Annotated in this window: 5 protein-coding genes; 4 read left to right on the forward strand and 1 reads right to left on the reverse strand. The window is 37.8% G+C overall.

What is annotated here, in order from left to right:
* Window positions 1-26 precede the first annotated feature (26 nt).
* Complete coding sequence (locus ACPDG9_RS08370; protein WP_430527308.1) at window positions 27-1,253, reverse strand: MFS transporter; 1,227 nt, start codon at window positions 1,251-1,253, stop codon at window positions 27-29.
* A 541-nt stretch (window positions 1,254-1,794) separates the two neighbouring features.
* Between ACPDG9_RS08370 and ACPDG9_RS08375 the strand changes: the two genes are divergently transcribed.
* The 4 genes from ACPDG9_RS08375 (at window position 1,795) to ACPDG9_RS08390 (ending at window position 6,792) form a co-directional block, all read left to right on the forward strand.
* Window positions 1,795-2,664 carry a helix-turn-helix domain-containing protein gene (locus ACPDG9_RS08375; protein WP_430527309.1) on the forward strand — a complete coding sequence of 290 codons (870 nt, stop codon included), beginning with the start codon at window positions 1,795-1,797 and terminating at the stop codon, window positions 2,662-2,664.
* 86 nt (window positions 2,665-2,750) lie between these two features.
* Entirely contained in the window at window positions 2,751-4,070 is a 1,320-nt protein-coding gene (locus ACPDG9_RS08380; protein ID WP_430527310.1) for a TolC family protein, read from the forward strand.
* Between the two features lie 16 nt (window positions 4,071-4,086).
* The gene (locus ACPDG9_RS08385) at window positions 4,087-5,205 is read left to right on the forward strand and encodes an HlyD family secretion protein (RefSeq protein WP_430527311.1); all 1,119 of its coding nucleotides are present in this window, start codon (window positions 4,087-4,089) and stop codon (window positions 5,203-5,205) included.
* A gap of 153 nt (window positions 5,206-5,358) precedes the next feature.
* Window positions 5,359-6,792 (forward strand): MFS transporter, encoded by a 1,434-nt coding sequence (locus ACPDG9_RS08390; protein WP_430527312.1) that lies wholly within the window; start codon window positions 5,359-5,361, stop codon window positions 6,790-6,792.
* Window positions 6,793-6,958: the final 166 nt, after the last annotated feature.

Below are 6,958 nucleotides of genomic sequence, written 5' to 3' on the forward strand. Positions count from 1 at the left end.
CTACCTCTCAACAAACGGCAAATCTTTTATCGTTTCGTTTGAATCAACTGATTCACGCGATACATCAATACAATACTCAAACAAGAAACCCCAACAACTACATAACCTACAATATCATAGTTCATCAGTGGGCTATTTTTGTGTTCTTGATAAACGATTAAGCCTGCGATAGCAGCGGCTATACCGCCAGAAATTTGTTGAATAGAGGAGTTGATACTCATAAACGCACCTCGGTCCTTTCCTTCAGGAACCGCACTAGTAAGTGCAGAAGAGGGCACCATACGGCTCATAATACCAAACATCATTAAGACATTGATTACCATAACCAACCACAAAGGAATTTGCGCCATATTGGTATAGACTACACAAACGAGCATCAACCAAATAGAGGCTATACTAAAGAGTATGTATTTATTCATTTTATCACTCAATTTTCCGATAAACGGCATGAAAAGCAAAGAGGTTACCCCAGAAACCATGAATAATAGTGGTAATTGATCCGGGTGAACTCCTAAATTGTTTACGGCGAAGATCGTACCAAAAGGCATCATCATAAATCCACCAACCGATAAAAAAGTCGTAGCAACGAATCCGATGCGATACTCTTTATTTTTAAGTGTATTCCACAAATGAGTTAAGGGTTTGTGGTCCTGTTGTAGCTGTAAATGTGCATTTACAGGATGCAAGTATAGAAAAATAAGCAGAGCAATCACGATCGAAAGAGCAACAATCAAGAAGAAAGGCGCCTCCCAAACCCATTTATTAGCAATATACAAACCAATGGGAATGCCCAAGACTTGACTTGCTCCAAACCCCATCTGAATAAAACCCATTACACGACCACGCTGTTGTAAGCTAAAAATATCGGTGATAATAGCCATAGAAATCGATCCGATTACTCCACCGAATAATCCTGTGAAAATACGAGCAGCTACGAGCGTCTCGTAGGAATAGGCCAAACCACAGAACAAAGTACCTGCAATAAAACCAAGGTAGAAAAACAGCAATAGTTTTTTGCGATCAAACTTATCCGCAAACCCCGCAGTTAACAAACCTGAGGCCCCCGCACTAAAAGCATAAGCAGATACCGCAATACCAAAATCTTGCGTGTCCATCGCCAAATTTTTAAGCAATAAATCACCTAAAGGAGCCATAACCATAAAATCCAAAATAACGGTAAATTGGGTAATAGCTAATATAAAGATGACAAATTTCTCATACCTTGAAAAAGGTATTGTTGTCTTTGTTTCCATATTTGAAGGTTAAATGATTGAAACCTCTTTCGCTATATATGAAATTAGAAAATCTAACACTAACGAAAAAAGCATGCAAATATAGGGTATTATTTGTTGTTAACAGTGAACGGTTAACAGTTAACGGTTAACAGTTAACGGTTATCGGTTAACAGTAGATATTTCTAAAATAGATGGATTTTTCTTTGAACGAAAATAGTTATTGGTTAACGGTAAACTGTAAACTGTAAACAAAACTACTATTTGTCGCTAAATTGATAGAAGGTTTTTTTAGCCAATACTTTGTGGTAAAAAGAATTGTTGACAAATAGTAGGATATAAAAATAGGATATGAATGCTTTACTGCTGTTTGTAAACTGCAAAAAATATACCTTTTGCTTCTGTTTGGAGATAAAAAAAGAATACTTCTTTGATTATCATACTAAAAAGGAAGTTAATACTATTTTCTATTTGATTTTTTTATCAGTTCCCTTAGGATATAGCAGCAAAGAAAGATAACTTAGCTATTCCTTTTGAAATAGGTGTCCTTAATAGTTAAGTCATGACCGCAATAGAACCGATAGAAAAGCAACTGTACGAAGAACTTCGCGTGTATACAGAAGAAACGCTGTTTGAAACTGCAGCTGCTGGGCGTCCGTATCGCCCAAAAAGGCCCTCTATTTTATTTGTAAAAAAAGGGTATATTAGAATAAAAGAACAAATTAACGAAATCGAAATTTACAGCGCTTCCTTTCTGTTGATCAACACCAAATACGTTTATGAGATCTTGGAGATAGCACCGCATACAGAATTGCGCCTATTGGGATATAACCGCGATTTTGTTGAACACAGTACGTTTCAGCTCAACAAAGTCAAAGTATACAAAGACCTAAAGAACCAATTAAAACGTGTGTTTACACTTCAACCTGCTGAGTTTACTGTGTTTTGGGACAATATTACCTCGCTTACATACTATACGAAAAACTATAAGGAGATCACCTATGCGGAGCAGATTATCCAAAACTATTTCAATATTCTATTGTATCACTTGGTGAGTATTGTTGCTCCATTGCATGAAGAACAACTTTCACAATTGAACAGACAGCAAAAGCTAACCTACGATTTCGTCAATCTAGTTTCCGCACATTATTTAGAATCCAAAAGCGTACAGTTTTACGCTGATGCGCTGCATATTTCTATTCGCTATTTAAGTGCTGTGGTTAAAGAAGTTGCTCAACGTACTCCCAATCAGATTATCAGTGAATTTGTTGTCAATGAGGCAAAAGCCCAGTTGAGTAACCCCTCTATAGCACTTAAAGAAATTGGAAATAAATTGCATTTTAGCGACCAATATGCTTTTACTCATTTCTTTAAAAAACATCTAAAGATGAGTCCAACGCAATATAGAGCGATGGTATTAGGTGGTAAATAGTACTTTTGAACATCTATTAGGGAAGTTGAATCATTGAGTGTCTGCGTATTTGAACCTACCTTTGTCTGTATTAAACAACATATAGAATGAAAAGTAAATGGCGCACACTACTGGGTGGTTTTGTTGCTGTACTGCTTTCTACTACTTGGAGTTATGCACAAGAGAAATCAAAGCAACTATCAGTAGAAGAGGTTATTAAGTTGGCATTGGAGCATCATCAACAGTTGAAATTAAGTGCTCAACAAAAAGAAATTGCAAATCAACAAACACAAATTTTAAAACTACAACAACTCCCTACTATTGGGGTTTCTGCTACGGCAGCTTATATTGGCGATGCCTTACTTTTAGATCGCGATTTTTCGAAAGTAGGGACGATAGATATGCCTCATTTTGGCAATTCTTATGCAATCCAAGCTTCGGAATTATTGTACAAAGGAGGGGCGATTAAAAAGTCGATCGAATTGGCCAAAATAGGGGAGCAGATTGCCGAGTTAGACTGGATAAACGATCAACAATCGATCAAGTTCTTGGTTATTTCTAACTATTTAGATCTTTATAAACTTTTAAATCAACAAGAAGTTTACCAAAACAATAAAAAGTTAGGGGAGATTCGCCTAGAAAACGTTAAGCAATTCTACAGCCAAGGGATGTTGACGAGAAACGAAGTTATTCGCGGAGAATTAGCTTTGCAAAACATCGAGCAAGCTTTGCTTGTCGTTAGCAATAACATCAACATCGTCAACTACAATTTGAATATAGCGTTAGGCTTGGATGTCAAGACCAAATTGAGTCCCTCTGAAGCCATTAGTGAAAAAGAATTGATGGGGTTATATGCAGATTATTTGGACTTAGCTTATGAAAATCATCCCACGTTAAAAATTACGGAGAAGGCGATATCTGCTGCTGATCAGAAGATTGCTTTAGCAAAAACAGATAAGTATCCTGCATTGGTGGCTATGGGTGGTTACAATATGAGTAGACCCATTACCACTTCCAATCCCGTGATGGATATGTATTCCAATACTTGGCAAGTAGGAGTAACACTGAGTTACAGCTTAGACAATCTTTACAAAACCCCAAAGAAAGTGAAGCTAGAACAGTTGGAAAAGGGAAAGGCAGAAGAAACCCGCGTATTAGCGATGCAACAAGTGGAGATGGGCGTTCACGCTTCTTATACCAAATATGAAGAAGCGATTCAAAACGCACATTTGCTGGAGAAAAGTCAGCAGTTGGCACAGGAAAACTACCGCATTATTGAAGCTAAATATTTGAATCAATTGGCGATTCAAGCTGAAATGACCGATGCGACTAACGCCAAACTTGAGGCAGAATTGCACTATGCAAATGCGCAAATCAATGTACTTTATCAATATTATAGTTTATTAAAAGCAACGGGAACGTTGTAAAATTGCTAAAATTACCATGGAACAAACAGATCATACAACACATACAGAACCACAAGAAAAGAAAAGTCCACCTATTACGATTAATACCAAACAAGAAGTAATCAAAAAACGCAAAATTATTGTACTCAATACGTTGACATTTTTGATTGTTGCTCTTGCTTTCTATTGGCTGTTAACGAAGTATTTTCACATTGGAGACAAAGATTATACTGAATCGGCTCAGGTTGAAGAATACATCAATCCGATTAATACAAGAGTTTCCGGTTACATCAAAGACATTCGATTCATGGAACACCAAGTGGTAAAAGCTGGGGATACGTTGGTTATTTTGGATGACAGTGAGATTCGAACTCAAGTGGAGCAAGCGGAAGCTGCTTATTTAAGTGCAGTAGCTGCTAAAGAAGTGACACTATCTGCCCGACAAACGGCAAGTAATACGATTGGCGTATTTGAATCCAATATTCAAGGAGCACAAGCGCGTTTGTGGAATGCCGAGCAAAATAAAAATCGCTTTCAAAAATTGTTAGCCGTGGAGGCTGTTACCCAACAGCAATACGATCAAATGACGACCGAGTATCAAGCCGCTAAATCGGCCTTTGATGCATTGAAAAAACAAAAGACGACCACCGTACTTTCCGTTTCTGAGATTGATACGCGTTTAGCCTTAAATGATGCAGATATTAAGCGAACCAAAGCCCTGTTAGATATGGCTCAACTGAACCTGTCCTATACCGTAATTAAAGCACCTTATGACGGTGCAATGGGGAGACGCTTAATTAGTGTCGGACAGTTGCTTAATCCGAGTCAACAGCTTACAACCATCGTTCGCCATAATGAAAAATGGGTGACGGCTAATTTCTTGGAGTCACAAATGCCCGATGTACAGGTGGGGACTATCTTGATGATGAAAGCAGATGCTGTTCGAGGAGAGGAATTTGAGGGAATTGTAACGGCTATTTCAGCTGCAACAGGTAATCGATACTCTAGTATGCCAACGGATAATTCAACCGGAAATTTCGTAAAAGTACAACAGCGTATTCCGGTGCGTATTGAGTTTACCGACCAAAATAAAGCCGAAGCAGTGAGTCGCTTAAAAGCGGGAATGAACATGAACGTACAACTAAAAAACAAGTAAGAACAACACACATATTATGTATAATCAAGGATTATTTTACTCTTGGGTGCCCAAACCTATCATGTTATTGCTTATCGTAGTGATTGCGTTGATCTTTTTTGGGGTTAACGGCATCTATACCTCCAATATTACCTATTTAGTCGTACTGGTGCGATGAGTGAATATTATTTATGGGCGAATTATGCTTGTGTGGTGGGAATGGGAACGGTTATGCCACTGATTGTGCGAATCAAAGCGCGTTTTAGAACCAAAGAAATACTAGTAACAAGCCTTACGGGAATTGCGCTCTTGTTTGTTGTGATGGGAACTACCCATCAACCGCAAGTCATCATTGGAGCCTCCTTTCTAATCGGTGTATTTAAGATGCTAGGGATGATGGAAGTCGTTCTCCCTCTAATGTTTCTCTTGTCAAAAGATGGAAATCGCGGTCGATTTTACAGTATTTTCTATATCGCTGTATTGATTGTTACCCAAATAGCAGGATACTATATCACCAAAATTTCATATTATGCCAATTGGCAATTTGGCTACTTAATTTATGCGTCTATTTGTTTAGTAGCTGCTATGATTTGTATTGTCTTTCAACATAACCAGCGCTTTATGCGTAAAGTGCCCTTGTATTATGTCGATTGGCTAAGTGTACTCTTGTATATTAGTTCGTTTATGATTTTAGGGTATATACTAGCCTTTGGAAAACAACAAGACTGGTTCAGATCGGAACATATTCAGTATGCCACCTTGTCTTTTATAATTTTGGCTTTTACCTTCTTTATCCGACAAAAAGTCCTAACGCGTCCTTTCTTATCGCTAAAAGCGTTTAAGAAAAACAATGTGAGACATGGGATTATTATGCTTCTATTGTTGGGAATGTACTTAGCAACAACAAATCTACAAAATACGTTTGCCATGGGGATTTTGGGCTATAATGCCCTAACTAATGCTTCATTAAACATGATGATGATCCCTGGTTTAGTCGTTGGCGCAATTATTTCCTATAAGTGGTTTAATCAGCTATATCCTATTCGAATGCTTCTCTTTATGGGGTTTGCCTCTTTTATGATGTACACGATTATGATGTATTTCTTTATGGTCCCTGAATTAAATTACCACTTGTGGTTGTTACCACAGTTTTTTAAAGGCATGGGGATGGGGATTTTGTTTATTGTGATTTGGTACTATACTTTAGATCAATTAGATATTCCAAGCTTGTTGAGCTTGATTGGTTTTGTCCTGTTGTGGAGAACCTTTATCTCCTTGGGGATTTTTAGCTCCCTGTTTACATGGTTGCAATATAAATTACAACTTCAGAGCTTGAGTAATTTAGCGGTGTATTTAGACGACACACTGCTGATGCAATCGGGTGGAGCTATCAACCTAAGTGCAGTACAACTCAATGCGATTCTCGCTGCAAATAAGATTATTTTCGGTTTTTTAAACATCCTGGGTATAGGAATTTTACTCTACGTCTTGTTTCACCATTATGGTCGAACAAAGGATGTACTAACTCGAATCCGTCTGTCAAAAATCGGACAACTGTGGATCAGTACGAAAGATCGAGAAAAAATAGATGAACAGTTACATACATAGGGTTATAGGTTTGTACGAAAAGCAGTTTTCTTTTTTTTTAGAGGCTGCTTTTTTTGTTGGTTGATTGTCTCGGTTTGTGCGGTTTGTTCTTTGTGAGGTTTGTGAGGTTTGTGAGGTTTGTGAGGTTTGTGAGGTTTGTGAGGTTTGTGAGGTTTGTGAGGTTTGT

The sequence above is a fragment of the Myroides sp. C6-3 genome, assembly GCF_050522425.1.
GTDB lineage: Bacteria > Bacteroidota > Bacteroidia > Flavobacteriales > Flavobacteriaceae > Flavobacterium.

What these genes read in the sequence shown, in the direction of transcription:
- ACPDG9_RS08370 (WP_430527308.1), bottom strand. Translation starts at nt 1,253, where the DNA reads ATGGAAACAAAGACAACAATACCTTTTTCAAGGTATGAGAAATTTGTC.
- ACPDG9_RS08375 (WP_430527309.1), top strand. Translation starts at nt 1,795, where the DNA reads ATGACCGCAATAGAACCGATAGAAAAGCAACTGTACGAAGAACTTCGC.
- ACPDG9_RS08380 (WP_430527310.1), top strand. Translation starts at nt 2,751, where the DNA reads ATGAAAAGTAAATGGCGCACACTACTGGGTGGTTTTGTTGCTGTACTG.
- ACPDG9_RS08385 (WP_430527311.1), top strand. Translation starts at nt 4,087, where the DNA reads ATGGAACAAACAGATCATACAACACATACAGAACCACAAGAAAAGAAA.
- ACPDG9_RS08390 (WP_430527312.1), top strand. Translation starts at nt 5,359, where the DNA reads ATGAGTGAATATTATTTATGGGCGAATTATGCTTGTGTGGTGGGAATG.